The organism is Myroides marinus, assembly GCF_900109075.1.
GTDB lineage: Bacteria > Bacteroidota > Bacteroidia > Flavobacteriales > Flavobacteriaceae > Flavobacterium > Flavobacterium marinum_A.
In genome coordinates this window covers 33,136-49,730 of record NZ_FNYS01000006.1, presented here as the reverse complement: position 1 = coordinate 49,730, position 16,595 = coordinate 33,136, and the positions used below count along the sequence as shown (strand labels likewise).

Sequence of the window (16,595 nt, the reverse complement as noted above, 5' to 3'; positions counted from 1 at the left end):
TATTTGATATTACATAAAAGTCTTCTTTCTACCAAAACAACTCACTAACAGTCATAAAATTAAACCAAACACTTATTTATTTAATATCTCCTCAATCTTCTTACTTAGTTCATTTCCTTTTAAGTTCATAGCTAGGATAGTACCATTTGCATCAACTAAATAACTAGCTGGGATACCTTGAATACCATAAATAGGAACAATAGGATCGTCCCAATACATTAAGTTAGATACTTGTGTCCAGGTTAGCTTATCAACTTCAATTGCTTTTTTCCACGCTGCCTCTTCCTTATCTAAAGAATAACCTATAATATCAAATCCTTGCTCATGATAAGTTTGATATGCTTTTACTAAGTTAGGATTCTCAACACGACAAGGTCCACACCATGATGCCCAGATATCAACTAGTACAACTTTCTTCCCTTCTAAGAAAGTATGTAGAGTTTGCTGATTCCCTTCTGGAGTTTTACCTTTAAAATCGGGTAACTTACCTCCTACTGCCAAATCTCCATTGGTTCCATTTACTAAATGCTGAACTTTCTTCCCTAATTTAGTTTTCTTTAATTCCGCAGGATATTTATCAAAGTCTTCTTTTAGATCTGAAAGCTGTTTAGTCTTAGAACTTAAATTCTGATACATCATTAATAAACCTAAAGCAGTTCTATTGTTTTGTTGTTCAAATTCAGTAATTATCTTATTAGAAGCCTGAGTCAAATCATCAAATTGCTTTTGTATTTTTTCTCTTTTATCTAGATCAACATCAGCTGATGCACTGATTAAAGTAGCACTATTAGAATTTAAGAATTCGTTTTCTTTCTGTATGTATGGATTAATCTTATCTAAGAATTTCTGGTAATCAATATTATTTTGAGTTCCCCCTATAATTGGTTTATCTGGATGATGTTGATCATATTCTATTGTTATTTTACCTGGTTCTCCCAAAAAGAAAACTGCTTGTTCAGTTTGGCCTTCTTCTTTTATACTTAAATACCCCTCGTCGAGTTCTAAAAACGGATTTTCCAAACTTACTTTACCATTAACAACTACTCCTGTTACCATAGTCATAGGTAGGTCATTACCTATTTCCTTGATAACAACTTCTACTGTAGTATTATCAGGAACATTCTTTGTTGTAACCTCTATCACATTTTTATCTTGACAAGATATAAATACCAATGCTCCGAAAAGCAAAACACTTAACTTCTTCATGTAAACACATTTAAATTCTCAGACTAAATTAAGTAATATTTCAGCCAAAACAAGCAATACTACTCACACATTATTAAAGAATTAACAACAACACAACCACATTTGTATTATTGTGTATTAGTATTGAATAATTTTGTACAACTACACCCTATTATTTCCATAACACAAACTATACTAAAGCAAAAAGCTATTACAACTGATGTTATAATAGCTTTCATTGTATTCTTTAAAATAAGAATATATTATTTCTGTAATATCTCTTCTATTTTTTTGACTAACTCCTCTCCTCTAAGATCTTTTGCAATAATAAGACCACTAGGAGTTACTAGGTAATTAGCTGGAATACCTTTAATTCCATAATCTTTTACAATAGAATCATTCCAGAACTTAAGGTTAGTCACTTGAGTCCACATTAACTTATCATCACTAATTGCTTTTTTCCAAGCTGCCTCGTCTTTATCTAAAGAATAACCAATAACCTCAAATCCCTTATCCTTAAACATCTCATAGGCTTTAACCACATTAGGATTCTCCTGACGACATGGTCCACACCAAGATGCCCACACATCTACTAATACTAACTTTTTACCTTGTAAGAATGAAGTAAGGGTTACTTCTTTCCCATCAGGAGTAGAAGCTTTAAACTCAGGTAATACGTCACCTACATTCAATTCTTTTATATCACTTACTTCCATAAGTTCCTTAATGCGTTCAGCAACTCTCTTACCAAACTTAGAATTCTTTAACTCTTCAGGGTAACTATCAAAGTCGGCTTTATATTCCTCCATGCTTTTCTCCTGAGTGTTCATTAATTCAACAAACATAATCAGTCCAAAAACATTAGTCTTATTCTCTTGAGCATATTTCTGAATTAAAGTAACATACTGTCCTTCTATTTGTTTATACTCATTCATTAGTGCATTTAATTCAGTAGAATTCTCGCCATCTTGAGATAATGTCTGCATTTTTTGGCTATTATCATCTAGGAACTTGCGTATCTTCTCCGATATCACTTGGCTTTCATTCATAAAGCGTTGTACTATTTCATTAGTAAGAGTTCCTCCTACTACAGTTTTTTGAATATTACTATTAGTCAAATGCAAAGTGATATTACCTGGTTCTCCTACAAAAAGAACAAAAGAATTTCCGTTTTCTGTTGGAATAGAGGCATACGCCCATTCTCCTTCTGTGAACGGATTATCCACCACTACCTTTCCATCTACAAGAAGACCAGTAGCAATAACAGCAGGTTCAGTATTTCCTAGTTCTCTAACATAAATATCAACTTTAGAATTATCTGGCACAAACTCTGTTGTAATCTCAATAGTTCCCTTCTTTTGACAAGATACTATTGTTAAAATCATCATCATTAAAACCCCTAATTTTTTCATACTTTATTTTATTAATTGAACTAAAATTACTCAATATTTTAGGTTTACAATAAACATCATTTGAATTGAATAAGTTTTATTTGATTCTAAACATAATTAGACTTTAGCAGAAATTACTTTTCTATCCACTTCTTAAACTCGTTTACCTTCTCTCGACTAACGATTAAATCTTCTGATTCTAGATTAATCAAATTGAGTTTAAGCCTAGAATTAGAGTATGTATAAATATCCTTAATAGCTTTAATAGAGACAATAAACTTTCGATTAACTCTGAAGAAATCAACAGGATCAACCATTTTCTCCAATTCCTCTAAGGTATAATCAACAATATAGCTTCTACCTTCTGTAGTCTGTATATAGGTAGCTTTATTCTCACTATAGAAACACACAATTTCAGTTCGAAGAATAATCTTTATCTGCGCTCCAACTTTAACTGCAAAACGCTCTTTATATTCCACAGTATTTGTATTAGCCATAAACTGTTTAAAGAGGTCAAACTGCTGATTAAACCCAAATATAGCACTTCGATTATTTTGAAACTTCTCTACTGCATTCTTCAACTCATCTTCTTGTATTGGCTTTAGTAGATAGTCTATACTATTAAGCTTAAAGGCTCTTAAAGCGTACTCGTCGTAAGCTGTAGTAAATATAATAGAACTATTAACCTTTACTTGTTCGAATATTTCAAACGAAAGCCCATCTGAGAGCTGTATATCTAAAAAGATGAGGTCTGGCTCATCATTTAAGCCAAACCACTCCACTGCCTCTTCTACACTCGAGAGGTTTATCATAGAACAATAACCTAATTTATCTAACTTTCTCTCAAGTGAACGAGCAGCAGGCTTTTCATCTTCAATAATTACTATGTTGATCATTACTTAACTCTTAATTGATACTGATACGTTGTTTTTAATCTCCTAAACTCTCTTTGTTCCATTCGTTCATGAATATTAGATAGTCCAGGTATTTTTTCGCAATTAACTATTACAAGTCGAATAATAGCACTTAATATAAGTAATCCTAAACCTGAATATATCAATATAAGTGCTTTGCGGTCTCCACTGACTACTACTCCTGGTATATCATAATAACGCTCTACTATAACTGTACCTACTAGGCAAACTAATATAAACAACTTAATGAACAACCATGTATTATATATGTTTTTTGACCGAATCATAGATCTATATGACCTAAATGCTTGTGGTAATATTCTTCTCTCTTCCATAATATACTAATTCCACTTTTGTCCATCTCCTTTGTGCTTATCCATATATTCTCTAATCTTTTTGTCTTCCCAGTCTTTTCCTAAGAACAGATTATAATTATATGTTTTCATTGCATCTGCTGCAAGACCAATCCCCCAAGCAAATAGTGGTATTAACGCCCATGGAAATGTTGAGTTCGTAATCATATTAATAACAATTAGAAAGCTATTTACCATAATATACGAAGTCAAGTGAGCATAAAATCTTTTAAACTTTTCTACATTCTTCTTAGCCTCTACTAAGATTTCTTGTTCATTCTCTGGTACATCTATAATTCTCATATGTTCTATAATTTTGGTTAGTATTGGTATTTTTACTGTAAATGTGTCTTGTGTTTCTTCTATAGAAACAGGTTTAGAAGTTAATAAAGCATATCGACTAGCAATATTCTCTAATCCAATTCCTTTTCTATTATCTAAAGTCTGTTTCTTACTAAGTGTATTCTGTATTACTAGATACCCATCTGGGCTCTCAGATATAAGTATATGTATTGGCTTTTGTGAGGACGCTTTATTGTGTTTAATTACGTTTTCTAAAAGCAGTTGTAAAGATAGAGGTACTACTTTGGCCCCTTCTTGTTTAATTTCATTAGGTAACTCAAAGACAAGACTATCTTCAAATCTCATTTGCAATAGCTCAATATAAGTCTTTGCAAAAGCTAATTCTTCTTCAAGTGGTACTAACTCCTTATTTTTCTGATCTAAAATATAACGATAAGTCTTAGATAATGAATTATTAAACTCAACAGCTTTATCCTGATCCTCCTCTATTAAGGCCCCAAGTACATTTAGACTATTGAATAAAAAGTGTGGATCTAATTGATTTTTTAAACTCTCAAACTGAGCAGATACATTACCTGTTATTACTTTTTGTTCCTCTAACTGCTGATCCTTTACTAAAGACGAAAAAGTAATATGAAAGTATATAGCTAATAAGATTGAATAGAATGTAGTAAAGTTTAATACTGCTCTAAAGGCTCCATCTAGAAATACATTATTAATAGTATCATCTTCAATAAAAAGAGTATTGACCATCTTTAAAATGATTGCTAAACACAGAATTACTATAAAGTTAAGACCTGTAGCTATAGCTGTTGCCCAACCAATATTTCTATCATTCTCTCTTAAGTAAACATTTAATCTCGCAAAATAGGTTTTCTTTAAATAATAGTTCACTCCAAATAACATAGCTGCAAATAGCGTAAAATAGAGGATGAATAAATAGATATCCAAATAATATAATCTAAGTACTTTCTTAAACATAAAGAATGTTATTAAAAGCACTCCTATTATTTTTACGGTGTTATTTCTTTGTCTCATTGTTCAATGCTATGTTAGTTTGTACTATAATAAATTGATGCTTTTCTTGAAAAATACTATGTGAACTTTCTCCTTTTTTTATTCCAAATATAGACAAGATGAATGTTATCACAAATAGTACAAAGGTTATTATCGTTTTCATAGTTCTTGTGTTTTTTGTTGTAGCAAAGATGTGACAGAAACTAGAGTTACAAAAAAGAAGGTTACCGAATTGTTGAGTTTATAGGATGAATTGTAAAAAGTTTATCTAAACAGTAAAAAACTGGCTCTCAACTCTCTGTACAAGCTTAGTTAAAATCTAGGTAAAAAGACTGGGTTTTATTCCTCAATAATGAATAATAAGTTTAAATTTGCGTTTCTAATCCACAAATACATTATGGTTTATAAGTTCAGAGTAATCCTTGATACTGAGGAAGATATATTCAGAGACATTGCTATTTTAGAAGATGACTCATTAGAAGATTTACACAATGCTATTGTTAATGCTTTTGGTTTTGACGGTATGGAAGCAGCATCATTTTATGCGTGTGATGACCAATGGACTCAACTAGAAGAAGAAATTTCATTGTTTGACATGGGAGATAATCCTGGTGAACACAAAACAATGAGCTCTACTACTCTGAGTTCCATCTTAGATGAAGAAAACACTAAAATCATATATGTATATGACTTCTTAAATATGTGGACTTTCTTCGTAGAACTTGGTGCTATCGAAGAAGAAGAACCAGGTGCAGCTTATCCAGAACTACTTTTCTCACACGGTATCTTACCTGATGGTATGCCTGGCAAATCATTTACAGCAGATCCTGTATCTAATGAAGATATATTTGGAGAGTTTGACGATGATTTTGACGACGAAGACTTCGATATGTTTGATGATGGAGAAAGCTTTGAAGACTTTGGTTATGAAGATAACTGGAACTAGATCTATTTTACAATTTCATTTTTTAATTTATAATAAGTAGTTTATACTACTTAACTCATTATTGGCACTATGATTAACTTATTTAATACGCACATTGAAACTCTATCTATTCATAGAGTTGGGAATAAAAGCAGAAATGAAGCAATCTTCTTATCTGAAGAACCTTATAACTTAAATGATGAAATAGCTCCTTTATTAAAAGAGTATTTCTTCAAACCTTTCCGTGAGAAAGAAGAAAACTTCTATCAATTCGCTCACGATGTTGATTTAGAGTTCAATGAAATGTATAATTATGCTAATGAGCTATTTAACGCTCCTTCTGCAGATAATGTACAGGCTATCTCTCAAAAAATCACTCGTCACCTTTTTGAACAATCAAATCACCCTCACATTAAAAATGGAGAAGTTTACGTTACTTACTTAACTAACTTATCTATTGATAATAATGTTGTTGACGCAATTGGTATCTTTAAAAGTGAGATCAAAACTGATTTCTTACAATTACAAGAGAAAGACGCTAACTTAGAGATGCTTCTTTTACAAGGAATCAACTTAAACAAACTTGACAAAGGATGTATCATCTTTAATTATAAAAAAGAAGAAGGATACAAAATCTTAACAGTTGATAGTAACAAATATGATGCACGTTACTGGTTAGAGCATTTCTTAAATGTAGATGTTTTCCAAGACGAAGCATTCATGACTAAGAAATACCTTAAATTCTGTCAAGATTTCGCTAAAGAAGTAGTACTTCCTGCTGAAGATAAAAAAGAAGAGGTTATGTTTATGAACCGTTCTGTAAACTACTTCGCTAAAAATGACGAGTTTGAAGAAACAAACTTCTTAAACGAAGTAATCGATAACCCTGATTTAGCTGCTGAGTTTAAAAACTATAAAGTAGATAAAGGAGAGAAATACAGTATCGAAGACACTACATCATTCCCTATTGCAAATAACGCAGTAACTGATGCTAGAAAGAAACTTAAGAATGTAATCAACTTAGATACTAACATTCAAATTAAACTTGACTTTATCAATCCTGAGAGTGCTGATAAATTTGTAGAAAAAGGATGGGATGAAGAAAAGCAAATGTATTACTACCTTGTTTACTTCAACAAAGAACAAAAATCTTAATTAAAAGATACACTTTAGCGATTCCCTTATAAAGGAGTCGCTTTTTTTATACTTAATACATACTATAATGAGAGAGTTTAACTATATCCTTATATCAGAAACCACATTTAATGAAGGTTCTGCTCAAGACATTCTTAATTCGAATATTTCTGTTGTGAATTACTTGCGCAACTCAGAAGTTGGAGACGACGAGCTACACCCTGATGCTTTCGCTAGCTACTGTGTAGACTATTACCTAAATACTGTAGAGTCTGAAGGACTACCCGCTTTTATATGGAAGAGCAAGTGGGACTTAGACCTAATTGACATCATACACTCTGGTCTTACTGCTATGCAAGCAAAAGAACACTTAGAATATTTCGAAAAGCAAATAAGACGAGTTAAAGCTTTTAGTAATATTAAATTAAAGAAATTCTTCGAATCAGATTTTGGGAAAGAGAAACAGACAATATCTTTATTAGAAGACAACTCTTTTAAAGAGATTACAGAAGATCTTAGAGTACTTAACTCTGAATGGCTTAAATCTCATCCTGATCTAAATGTTGTTAGCTTAGAAGAGATGCAAAGCATAATAACAGAATTCATCGCATAAAAAAAGCTCCTGATTACTCAGGAGCTTTTTAATTTTATTATTTACTGAACTCAAATTTAGAAATCTTAAGATCGTTTCCTTTTTTAGCAAGGTAAATTTTCTCTACTACTTCTGCTGGTTCATTTTCATATTTCACTTTGTATTCAAAATAGAAATCCTTAGTTTTTGCTTTTTTATCTCTGTCTGTCATCTCCCATTTATCAAGTACAAAACTTGTAATATTTCCATAAGCAGAATCTCTTTCTTTCAATGTTTTTATAAATTCAGCTTGTTGCTGATCATTATAAAAATCTTCGTTCATCAATTTAGGTATTGAATCATAGCTATCTTGCATTACGTTGTAGTAATACCAGCCAATGATATCCTTTCCTGCTTTTTCATCTCCAAGTACGGTACTCTTTTTTGTGTTATTACAAGACACAAATACTAGCGCTGCGAATAAGAATGTAAAAATCTTTTTCATAAGAAATACTTTTAATTAATTGTTAAATTATAGAACTCTCCTAACCTTTTTATTTACTATAAATTTAATAAATATTTATGATTTTTACAAATTCTTACACAACAAATAATCAATCTCTTTTTTTACCTAAATATGTATAACACCAAGTAATGGTATAAGTAGGAATAAAATCAAAACCAGGAGATAGTTCTTCTATAAAATTAACTGTTGCAGCTACCCTACCTACTTGCCCTGGATACATCTTTAATAGAATATAGGCAGATATAGGAGCCCAGATAATATCAGCGAACTCACCTAGACCAGGAATAGCGTAGGTTATACAGCCTATAATATCCATTACTATACCAATGAATAGTTGTCTTTGTTTTATTTTATTACTAGTGATCATACTTTCTTATTTTAGTCTGCTGCTATACTTAGCTCTAAACTTCTCTAGTTTTGGTTTTACTACCATCTGACAATAAGGGTTTTTATCACCACTTTTTTCAAAATAATTTTGGTGATAATCCTCTGCTACGTAAAATTTGGTAGCTTCTGAAAGCTGAGTAACAATAGGGTCATTAAAAACTTTCTCACTTGTCAAGATATCCATATACTCTTTTGCCAATGCTTTTTGAGCCTCATTCGTATAAAAGATCTCACTTCTGTATTGTGTCCCTACATCTTCGCCTTGTCTATTTAGTGTTGTAGGGTTATGACTCGTAAAGAATACTTCTAATAATTCATTATAATTCACCTCAGATGGATTATAAGTAACCTTTATAACCTCTGCATGGCCTGTTTGCCCAGTACATACTTCTTCATACGTAGGATTCTCTTTTGTTCCCCCAGTATAACCAGGTAACACCTCTACCACCCCTTTTAAACTGCTAAACATTGCTTCTACACACCAAAAACATCCTGCTCCAAAAATTGCTGTATCTAACTTTTTATTTTCCATTATTTGCCTAATATTTTATTTGTTATTTGCTCATTACACCTAACTTAATCAGCCCTATAAATATACTTCATTATTTTAAAACATGTATTACTTCTCTTTTAATCTATTTTAGGTTTTTAGAATAAGTAAAAAGCTTTACTTTGTATTTCTAAAACTAAGCAAATGATTAGAGCAACTAATATTCATAAATTCTACGATAAACTAGAAGTTTTAAAAGGAGTAGATCTACATATTAAAAAAGGAGAAATCGTATCTATTGTAGGTGCTTCAGGAGCTGGTAAAACAACTTTACTTCAGATACTAGGTACGCTTGACAAGCCTTCAGAAGAAACAAATACAACATTAGCTATCAATGGACAAGATATACTTAGCCTAAAAGATAAAGAAATCTCTAAATTTAGAAACCTCAATCTAGGGTTTATCTTCCAATTTCACCAACTACTTCCTGAGTTTACTGCATTAGAGAATGTATGTATCCCTGCATTTATTGCTAATAAGGATAAGCAAGAGACAGAGAAAGAAGCTATTCGTTTATTAGAATACCTAGGCCTATCACATCGTATTAAACACTTCCCTTCTGAATTATCAGGTGGAGAACAACAACGCGTAGCCGTAGCTAGAGCTTTAATCAATAAACCACAAGTAATATTTGCTGATGAACCATCAGGGAATTTAGACACGCATTCTGCAGAAAATCTACACAAGCTTTTCTTTAAACTAAGAGACGAGTTAGGACAAACTTTTGTTATCGTTACCCATAATGAAGAGTTAGCAAATATGGCTGATAGAAAACTGATTATGGTTGATGGACAAATCAAACAGAAACAACAAGATAATACCAATTCTGAAGAACCTTCTATCTAATACTTGGAACACTATGGCACTTATTAGCAGTTCAACGATTACTTGTCCTAAATGTACTTTTTCTAAAACAGAAGTAATGCCTACTGATTCATGTCAATTCTTCTATGAATGTAGAAATTGCAAGGCTGTACTAACCCCTATAGAAGGTGACTGTTGTGTATTCTGTAGTTATGGAGACATTAAATGTCCTCCTATTCAATTAAACAAAAATTGTTGTTCTTAGTAATACCTAAACAGTGTACTATTCCATAATCTAAAACTCCCTTGGGCTATTTGTATAAGACAGTAAACTTATTGAATACTTAAGGGGTAAATAATAACACAATGACTAAAGCTGAACTTAAAGATTTTTTAGACGAAAAAGTTCTTTTATACAATAACACCTCTTTCATACAAGACGATCCAATACAAATTCCACATTTATATACACAAAAAGAAGACATAGAAATAGCAGGTTTTCTTAGCGCGACAATTGCATGGGGAAATAGAAAGATGATTATCAAAAACGCTCACCGCATGATGGAGTTAATGGGTAATTCTCCTTATGATTTTGTTATGGAGCATCATGAAGACCATCTAGAGAACTTAGATTCCTTTGTACACAGAACTTTTAATGGTGTTGACTTTGCAACTTTTATCAAAGGACTAAAGCATATCTATACCAATCACAAAGGTTTAGAGAATGTCTTTGCCAATACTTCTTTACCTATGCAAGAAAGGATTTCTAACTTCAAAAAATTATTCTTTGAAATAGAACACCCAACTCGTTCAGAAAAACATATCTCTGATCCTGTAAAAGGTTCTGCGGCAAAAAGAATAAACATGTACCTACGCTGGATGGTTAGAAATGATAATACTGGAGTAGATTTAGGAATATGGAATACGATCAGTACTGCTGATTTATCATGTCCTTTAGACGTACACTCTGGTAATATGGCTAGAAAGTTAGGCATTCTTAAGCGTAAACAAAACGACGCAAAGGCACTAGCTGAACTAGATGTGGCTTTGCGTGGTTTTGATCCTATAGACCCAGTCAAATATGACTTTGCGTTATTTGGACTAGGTGCTATTGAGAAATTTTAATAAGCTATAGTTTGATAATCAAGCTTAACTTTATTGTAGTAAAGTGCTTTTACGATACCATCCGATACCCCAATTTTTGGGACATAGATGTATTTCGCTCCACTCCACTTCATGGCGTTATTATAAATGTTTATAGCAGGTATAATAACGTCAGCACGGTCTGGATTAAGCCCTAATACAGAAATACGCTCGTCGTAAGACATCTTACTCAATACTAACAACTGTTTATGCAGATAGAAATAAGAAAGAGGTTTATCTTGAGCTTTTCCAGAGAGTTTAAATATCTTATTGATATTCCCACCACTACCGATTACGATAAGGTCTTTTAATTCTTTGGTCTCCTCTTTAATCCACTGCTCAATATCTTTCCATACCTGTGGTTCTACCATATTATTTAGCAGGCGCACAGTTCCATTTTTAAAAGACTTAGAATTAAGTTGTTTTCCTTGGTCAAACAGAGTAAACTCAGTACTTCCACCACCTACGTCAATGTATAAAATACTATTACTACTATTAATAAAATGTTTTAAATCAGAAGAAGCAATAATCATAGCTTCTTTCTTTCCATCTATGATACTTATCTTAATACCTGATTCGTTATAGACCCTATCCACTATAGATTTAGCGTTAGTAGCCTCGCGCATAGCGCTAGTAGCACACGCCATAAAGCGATCTACTTTATTAACTTTCATCAATAAGAAGAAAGCCTTCATTGCATCCACCATACGGTTCTCCGCCTCCGAAGAAACAGCACCTGTAGTAAACACATCTTGTCCTAAACGAATAGGTACGCGTATTAATGAACTCTTGCTAAAAATAGTCTCTTTTCCCTCCTCTTCGATTATATTCATAATCAATAATCTCATAGCATTAGATCCTATATCTATAGCAGCGTATTTCTTTATATTTAGCATATATTATCCTTCCCTTACTTTAATTTGTTTTGAAAATACTTATACATTTCTTGTTGCGAGTGGAACATATTATCCTTTGTAAACCCGCGATAAGCATTAGACAAATCAGCTGTTTGATACCTAGTCTTATAATTGCCTTTCCAGCCAATTTCAAAAGTATCAATCAATTCTTGTTTAACAATTTCATCATAAATAGGACACGTAACCTCTACCCTTTCATCTAGATTTCGAGTCATAAAATCTGCTGATGAAATAAACACTTCTGGTTTACCAGCATTCTCAAAAATATAGATTCTAGAGTGTTCTAAGAATCTGTCTACAATACTAATTGCCTCAATATTCTCACTCATACCAGGTACTCCTGTAACTAATGAACAAATACCTCTAATTATCAATTGTATCTTTACCCCTGCATTACTAGCCTCATAAAGTTTATCAATCATCTTCAGATCAGATAGACTATTCATTTTTAAGCGGATAGATGCTGGCAGTCCATTTTGAGCGTTCTTAATTTCCCTATCTATTAATTTGACAAAGCCTTTACGTGTATAATGAGGAGATACTAACAGATGCTTATATTTATGCACTCTATAATTCACCTGTAAAAACTCAAATACTTTAGACACATCTTTCATTAATGAGTTATGACTAGTAAATACTGTTACGTCTGTGTAAATCTTAGCTGTACTCTCATTAAAGTTTCCTGTAGAGACAAATCCATATCTTTTTACTTTCTTATTCTCTAATCGCTCTACCACACATATCTTACTGTGTACTTTAAGTCCTTTAACTCCAAAAATTAGCTGCACTCCCTCTGCTTGCATTAATTCAGAATAGTAAATATTACTAGCCTCATCAAAACGAGCTTGTAACTCAACTTGTGCAACTACTTTTTTACCATTTTTAACTGCGTTTATCAGCGAACTAATAATCTGTGAATTCTTAGCTAAACGATATAGAGTAATCTTAATAGATAAAACTTGAGGGTCTAGAGCTGCTTCTCTTAAGAATTTCACTAAATAAGAGTATGACTGATACGGTGTATAAATCATATAATCTCTTTTCTGAATCTGTTGGATAATACTATCTTCTAGATTCAATCCTTTTACAGATACAGGTACCTGTTTTGGATAAGTAAGATCAATTCTACCCGTGGTAGGAAATCCCATATAATCACGTCTATTGTGATATCTACCTGCAGGAATAATACTATCATTTAACTCAATTTCAACATTCTCTAGTAAGAAATCAAGCATTTCATCATCCATCTCCTGATCATATACAAATCGAACTATAGCCCCTTGTTTTCTATCGCGTACCCCACTAGATATTTTTTCTACAAAAGACTTGTGTAAGTCTGTATCAAAATCTAGTTCAGCATCCCTAGTTACTTTAATCATAAAGGCAGACTCTGCTTTAAAATCAAAAATACTAAATATAGAATCCAAGTTAAAACGAATGATATCATCTAGCATCATAATATACTTCTTATCATTATCTGAAGGTATCTCTACAAATCGATTAATGATATTAGGTATTTCTATAATTGCGTAACGAATAGCCGTATTATCTCGTTTTTGTTTATTAGTGTGATGTCTCTCTGCTAATACTTCATCTACTTTCAATTTTACAACTAAATAACCATGTGTATCCCTTAATAAAGGAAACTCAGCTAGATCACTAAGAATAATCGTCACTAAATCCGGAGACACTTGATGTAAAAAGAAATCCTTTACGAAAGCTTTCTGTTTATCGTTAATCTCTTTTTCAGTAACCATAAAGATTCCTTCATCTTCTAGTTTGCGTTCTACTTCGTGTAAGATACGCACACTTTCTTTCTGAAGCTGAATTACTCTTGTTGTAATCTGTGCTAATAAATCTTTTACGATTACTCCACTACCTAAGCGTCTATTACTCTCTCCTGTTAAAGTCATTCTACGAATAGTCGCATAACGCACTCTAAAGAATTCGTCTAAGTTATTTGAGAAAATCCCAATAAACCTTAAACGCTCTAGTAAAGGAACGGTTTCATCCCCTGCCTCTTGAAGTACACGTTCGTTAAAAGATAACCAGCTCTTCTCACGGTCTATATATTTATATTTAGTTGTATTGGCTGTATTCATTTTTGTTTTAAATCTCTTGGAAATATAGTTAATTCGGTAACCCCTTGTTCTATAGCTCCCCAATCATCTGTGTCGAAGTTTATCACTACAACCCCTGATGTAGGAACTTTCTCATAGGTTTCGCTACCAAATTTATTAACAAATTTTGTTATTGCATCATTATGACCAAAAAGAATTAGGGTATCATGCTCATTTTTACAGCTTTTTATTGCTTTAGTCAATTCTGAACGTACAAAAGTGTAGATCTCGTCATTCTGAATGATACAATCTACATTTATTTCAAGATTCTGACAAAAAATAACCGCTGTCTCTTTTGCCCTCTTGGCAGGACTTGTCCATACAATAACCTTTGAAGGTAAATGCCCCATTAATTCATGAGATACCAAATGCGCATCACTTACTCCCCTCTTTGACAATGGGCGAGACAAATCATCGGTAATAGCATTCCAACATGATTTTGCGTGCCTAATAAGGATTAATTTTTTCATAATAGTTTTATTTAATGGTTGGTTTATTGTGTTATTATAATATATGCATCATATTCCTTGCCAAGAATTACATAAACATCTTTAAATCTAATAAAAATTATCAAGATAAAATATATTTTAAGCTATAAAATAAAAACTTTACTTTTGAACTATTAATTTTAAAACAGAATAATGCGTAATTTCTCTATTGAATTTAAATGGGCTTCTCTTGCTACATTAGCTGCTTTGGTATGGATGTTTATCGTTAAATCTCTAGGCTTTCACGAGCTGGAAAAGATCAGATACGAAGTAGGTCTTCAACTACTGTTTAATCTTGGATTAGTAGTATTCTATTGGCTTGGAATTAGACAAAAGAAAAAAGAATTCTACAATGGAGTAATTTCTTGGCAACGTGCCTTCTTATCAGGTCTTATCATCTGTATTATGATTACCTTCTTCTTCCCTCTTATTCAATACATTACTTTCAACCAAGTAACGCCTAACTTTATGGATATTTTACAGGAAGCAATGGCCACACAAACTAAGATGTCTTTAGAAGACGCTCAAAACTATGCTACATTCGACATATTTTTAAGAAATGGTATCACTAACAACCTTTCTTTTGGTGTTGTAATTGTCGCTATTATTTCGTACTTTATACAGACTAAAAATATGGCTGTACCTGTAGTAGATACTACCTCTAAAGGAAAGCAAAACAAGAACAACAAACGTAAAAAATAACAACAAATAATAAAATTTATGAATCTAAATAATATACCATTAATCAAAAACGTGGATGCTGATAACTTCTTTTTATTAGCTGGTCCATGTGCTATAGAAGGTGAAGAGATGGCAATGCGTATTGCAGAGCATATCGTAAAAGTAACTGATAAGCTAAAAATCCCTTATGTATTTAAAGGATCGTTTAAGAAAGCGAATCGTTCTCGTATCGATAGCTTCACAGGTATTGGAGATGAGAAAGCTCTTAAAATCTTACAAAAAGTAGGAAAAGAGTTTGGTGTACCTACTGTAACAGATATCCACGAGAACTCTGATGCTGCTATGGCTGCTGAGTATGTAGACATCCTACAAATCCCTGCTTTCTTAGTAAGACAAACAGATCTAGTAGTAGCTGCTGCTAATACAGGTAAGGTAGTAAACCTTAAAAAAGGACAATTTATGAGCCCTGAGAGTATGAAACATGCTGTACAGAAAGTTTTAGATTGTAATAATGAAAGTGTAATGGTTACAGATAGAGGAACAATGTTCGGATACCAAGATATGATCGTAGATTATAGAGGAATTCCTACTATGCAACAATATGCAACTACTGTATTAGATATTACACACTCTTTACAACAACCAAACCAAACATCTGGAGTAACTGGTGGTCGTCCTGATTTGATTGGAACTATTGCTAAAGCTGGTATTGCTGTTGGTGTGGACGGACTATTCTTAGAAACACACTTTGACCCAGCAAATGCAAAAAGTGATGGAGCGAATATGTTGCACTTAGATTACTTTGAAGATTTAATGACAAAATTGGTTGACATCAGACAAACAATCAATAAATTTTAAAAAATATTTTTAACACTACTTTTTTTAGAACCAATCAGTTAGATAATTTCGAGAAAAAAAAGTAGAAAAAAAAGCCTTGCAAGTCTTGCAGATTAAGAAAACAGCCCTATATTTGCACCGTTCTAAACAAACAAGATAAGCAAAAGCTTAGGGGAGATACTCAAGCGGCCAACGAGGACGGACTGTAAATCCGTTGTGAAACCTTCGCAGGTTCGAATCCTGCTCTCCCCACTAAAAGTCTTATCTATTGTATAAAAATATAGTCTAACAAACCTTTTAGGAGGGGAGATACTCAAGCGGCCAACGAGGACGGACTGTAAATCCGTTG

General features: G+C 32.4%; 19 protein-coding genes and 1 tRNA gene. 9 read left to right on the top strand and 11 right to left on the bottom strand.

Annotated features, from left to right (window positions below):
* Positions 1-72: 72 nt before the first annotated feature.
* The 5 genes from BMX53_RS08235 to BMX53_RS08215 form a co-directional block, all read right to left on the bottom strand.
* Complete coding sequence (locus tag BMX53_RS08235; RefSeq protein WP_074745640.1) at positions 73-1,206, bottom strand: TlpA family protein disulfide reductase; 1,134 nt, start codon at positions 1,204-1,206, stop codon at positions 73-75.
* Between the two features lie 242 nt (positions 1,207-1,448).
* Positions 1,449-2,597: a TlpA family protein disulfide reductase gene (locus BMX53_RS08230; RefSeq protein ID WP_074745638.1), complete on the bottom strand. Its 1,149-nt coding sequence runs from the start codon at positions 2,595-2,597 to the stop codon at positions 1,449-1,451.
* 113 nt (positions 2,598-2,710) lie between these two features.
* Positions 2,711-3,472 carry a LytR/AlgR family response regulator transcription factor gene (locus tag BMX53_RS08225; RefSeq protein ID WP_074745636.1) on the bottom strand — a complete coding sequence of 254 codons (762 nt, stop codon included), beginning with the start codon at positions 3,470-3,472 and terminating at the stop codon, positions 2,711-2,713.
* A complete protein-coding gene (locus tag BMX53_RS08220; protein WP_074745634.1) occupies positions 3,472-3,825 on the bottom strand; it encodes a hypothetical protein in 354 nt (117 codons plus the stop codon). Before BMX53_RS08220 ends, BMX53_RS08225 begins: the two co-directional genes overlap by 1 nt.
* A gap of 6 nt (positions 3,826-3,831) precedes the next feature.
* A complete protein-coding gene (locus tag BMX53_RS08215) occupies positions 3,832-5,184 on the bottom strand; it encodes a 2TM domain-containing protein (protein WP_074745632.1) in 1,353 nt (450 codons plus the stop codon).
* Between the two features lie 376 nt (positions 5,185-5,560).
* On the opposite strand from BMX53_RS08215, the gene BMX53_RS08210 reads away from it, so the two are divergent.
* The 3 genes from BMX53_RS08210 to BMX53_RS08200 all read left to right on the top strand — a co-directional run bounded on the left by BMX53_RS08210 (position 5,561) and on the right by BMX53_RS08200 (position 7,835).
* Entirely contained in the window at positions 5,561-6,109 is a 549-nt protein-coding gene (locus BMX53_RS08210) for an IS1096 element passenger TnpR family protein (protein ID WP_038986575.1), read from the top strand.
* A 69-nt stretch (positions 6,110-6,178) separates the two neighbouring features.
* Positions 6,179-7,243 (top strand): nucleoid-associated protein, encoded by a 1,065-nt coding sequence (locus BMX53_RS08205; protein ID WP_038986576.1) that lies wholly within the window; start codon positions 6,179-6,181, stop codon positions 7,241-7,243.
* 67 nt (positions 7,244-7,310) lie between these two features.
* Positions 7,311-7,835: a DMP19 family protein gene (locus BMX53_RS08200; RefSeq protein WP_038986577.1), complete on the top strand. Its 525-nt coding sequence runs from the start codon at positions 7,311-7,313 to the stop codon at positions 7,833-7,835.
* A 37-nt stretch (positions 7,836-7,872) separates the two neighbouring features.
* Here BMX53_RS08200 and BMX53_RS08195 read toward each other — a convergent pair whose 3' ends face one another.
* From BMX53_RS08195 to msrA, 3 genes are all read right to left on the bottom strand, one after another.
* Entirely contained in the window at positions 7,873-8,298 is a 426-nt protein-coding gene (locus BMX53_RS08195) for a hypothetical protein (RefSeq protein WP_038986578.1), read from the bottom strand.
* Positions 8,299-8,407: 109 nt separating this feature from the next.
* Entirely contained in the window at positions 8,408-8,686 is a 279-nt protein-coding gene (locus tag BMX53_RS08190) for a hypothetical protein (protein ID WP_074745630.1), read from the bottom strand.
* 6 nt (positions 8,687-8,692) lie between these two features.
* Complete coding sequence (gene msrA, locus BMX53_RS08185; RefSeq protein ID WP_074745628.1) at positions 8,693-9,238, bottom strand: peptide-methionine (S)-S-oxide reductase MsrA; 546 nt, start codon at positions 9,236-9,238, stop codon at positions 8,693-8,695.
* Positions 9,239-9,400: 162 nt separating this feature from the next.
* Here msrA and BMX53_RS08180 point away from each other — a divergent pair, with 162 nt between their 5' ends.
* The 3 genes from BMX53_RS08180 (at position 9,401) to BMX53_RS08170 (ending at position 11,185) form a co-directional block, all read left to right on the top strand.
* Positions 9,401-10,102, top strand: coding sequence for an ABC transporter ATP-binding protein (locus tag BMX53_RS08180; protein ID WP_074745626.1), 702 nt, complete (start codon positions 9,401-9,403; stop codon positions 10,100-10,102).
* On the top strand, positions 10,044-10,325 hold the full coding sequence (locus tag BMX53_RS19245; RefSeq protein WP_434059796.1) for a GDCCVxC domain-containing (seleno)protein: 282 nt from the start codon (positions 10,044-10,046) through the stop codon (positions 10,323-10,325). The genes BMX53_RS08180 and BMX53_RS19245 overlap by 59 nt, the downstream gene beginning before the upstream one ends.
* A 101-nt stretch (positions 10,326-10,426) precedes the next feature.
* The gene (locus tag BMX53_RS08170; protein WP_063176396.1) at positions 10,427-11,185 is read left to right on the top strand and encodes a TIGR02757 family protein; all 759 of its coding nucleotides are present in this window, start codon (positions 10,427-10,429) and stop codon (positions 11,183-11,185) included.
* Here the strand turns inward: BMX53_RS08170 and BMX53_RS08165 are convergent.
* Genes BMX53_RS08165 through BMX53_RS08155 form a run of 3 tightly spaced genes read right to left on the bottom strand, consistent with a single transcriptional unit; the run spans position 11,182 to position 14,710 of the window.
* Positions 11,182-12,099 carry a Ppx/GppA phosphatase family protein gene (locus BMX53_RS08165; protein ID WP_074745622.1) on the bottom strand — a complete coding sequence of 306 codons (918 nt, stop codon included), beginning with the start codon at positions 12,097-12,099 and terminating at the stop codon, positions 11,182-11,184. The two genes, BMX53_RS08170 and BMX53_RS08165, sit on opposite strands and share 4 nt — an antisense overlap.
* Before the next feature lie 14 nt (positions 12,100-12,113).
* The gene (gene ppk1, locus BMX53_RS08160) at positions 12,114-14,222 is read right to left on the bottom strand and encodes a polyphosphate kinase 1 (protein ID WP_038986584.1); all 2,109 of its coding nucleotides are present in this window, start codon (positions 14,220-14,222) and stop codon (positions 12,114-12,116) included.
* Positions 14,219-14,710 (bottom strand): SixA phosphatase family protein, encoded by a 492-nt coding sequence (locus BMX53_RS08155; protein WP_038986585.1) that lies wholly within the window; start codon positions 14,708-14,710, stop codon positions 14,219-14,221. Before BMX53_RS08155 ends, ppk1 begins: the two co-directional genes overlap by 4 nt.
* Positions 14,711-14,881: 171 nt before the next feature.
* Here BMX53_RS08155 and BMX53_RS08150 point away from each other — a divergent pair, with 171 nt between their 5' ends.
* The 3 genes from BMX53_RS08150 to BMX53_RS08140 all read left to right on the top strand — a co-directional run bounded on the left by BMX53_RS08150 (position 14,882) and on the right by BMX53_RS08140 (position 16,498).
* Positions 14,882-15,430: a DUF4199 domain-containing protein gene (locus tag BMX53_RS08150; protein ID WP_074745620.1), complete on the top strand. Its 549-nt coding sequence runs from the start codon at positions 14,882-14,884 to the stop codon at positions 15,428-15,430.
* Positions 15,431-15,448: 18 nt separating this feature from the next.
* Positions 15,449-16,267, top strand: a complete 819-nt coding sequence (kdsA, locus tag BMX53_RS08145) for a 3-deoxy-8-phosphooctulonate synthase (protein ID WP_074745618.1) — start codon at positions 15,449-15,451, stop codon at positions 16,265-16,267.
* A gap of 150 nt (positions 16,268-16,417) precedes the next feature.
* Positions 16,418-16,498, top strand: a tRNA-Tyr gene (locus tag BMX53_RS08140).
* Positions 16,499-16,595: the final 97 nt, after the last annotated feature.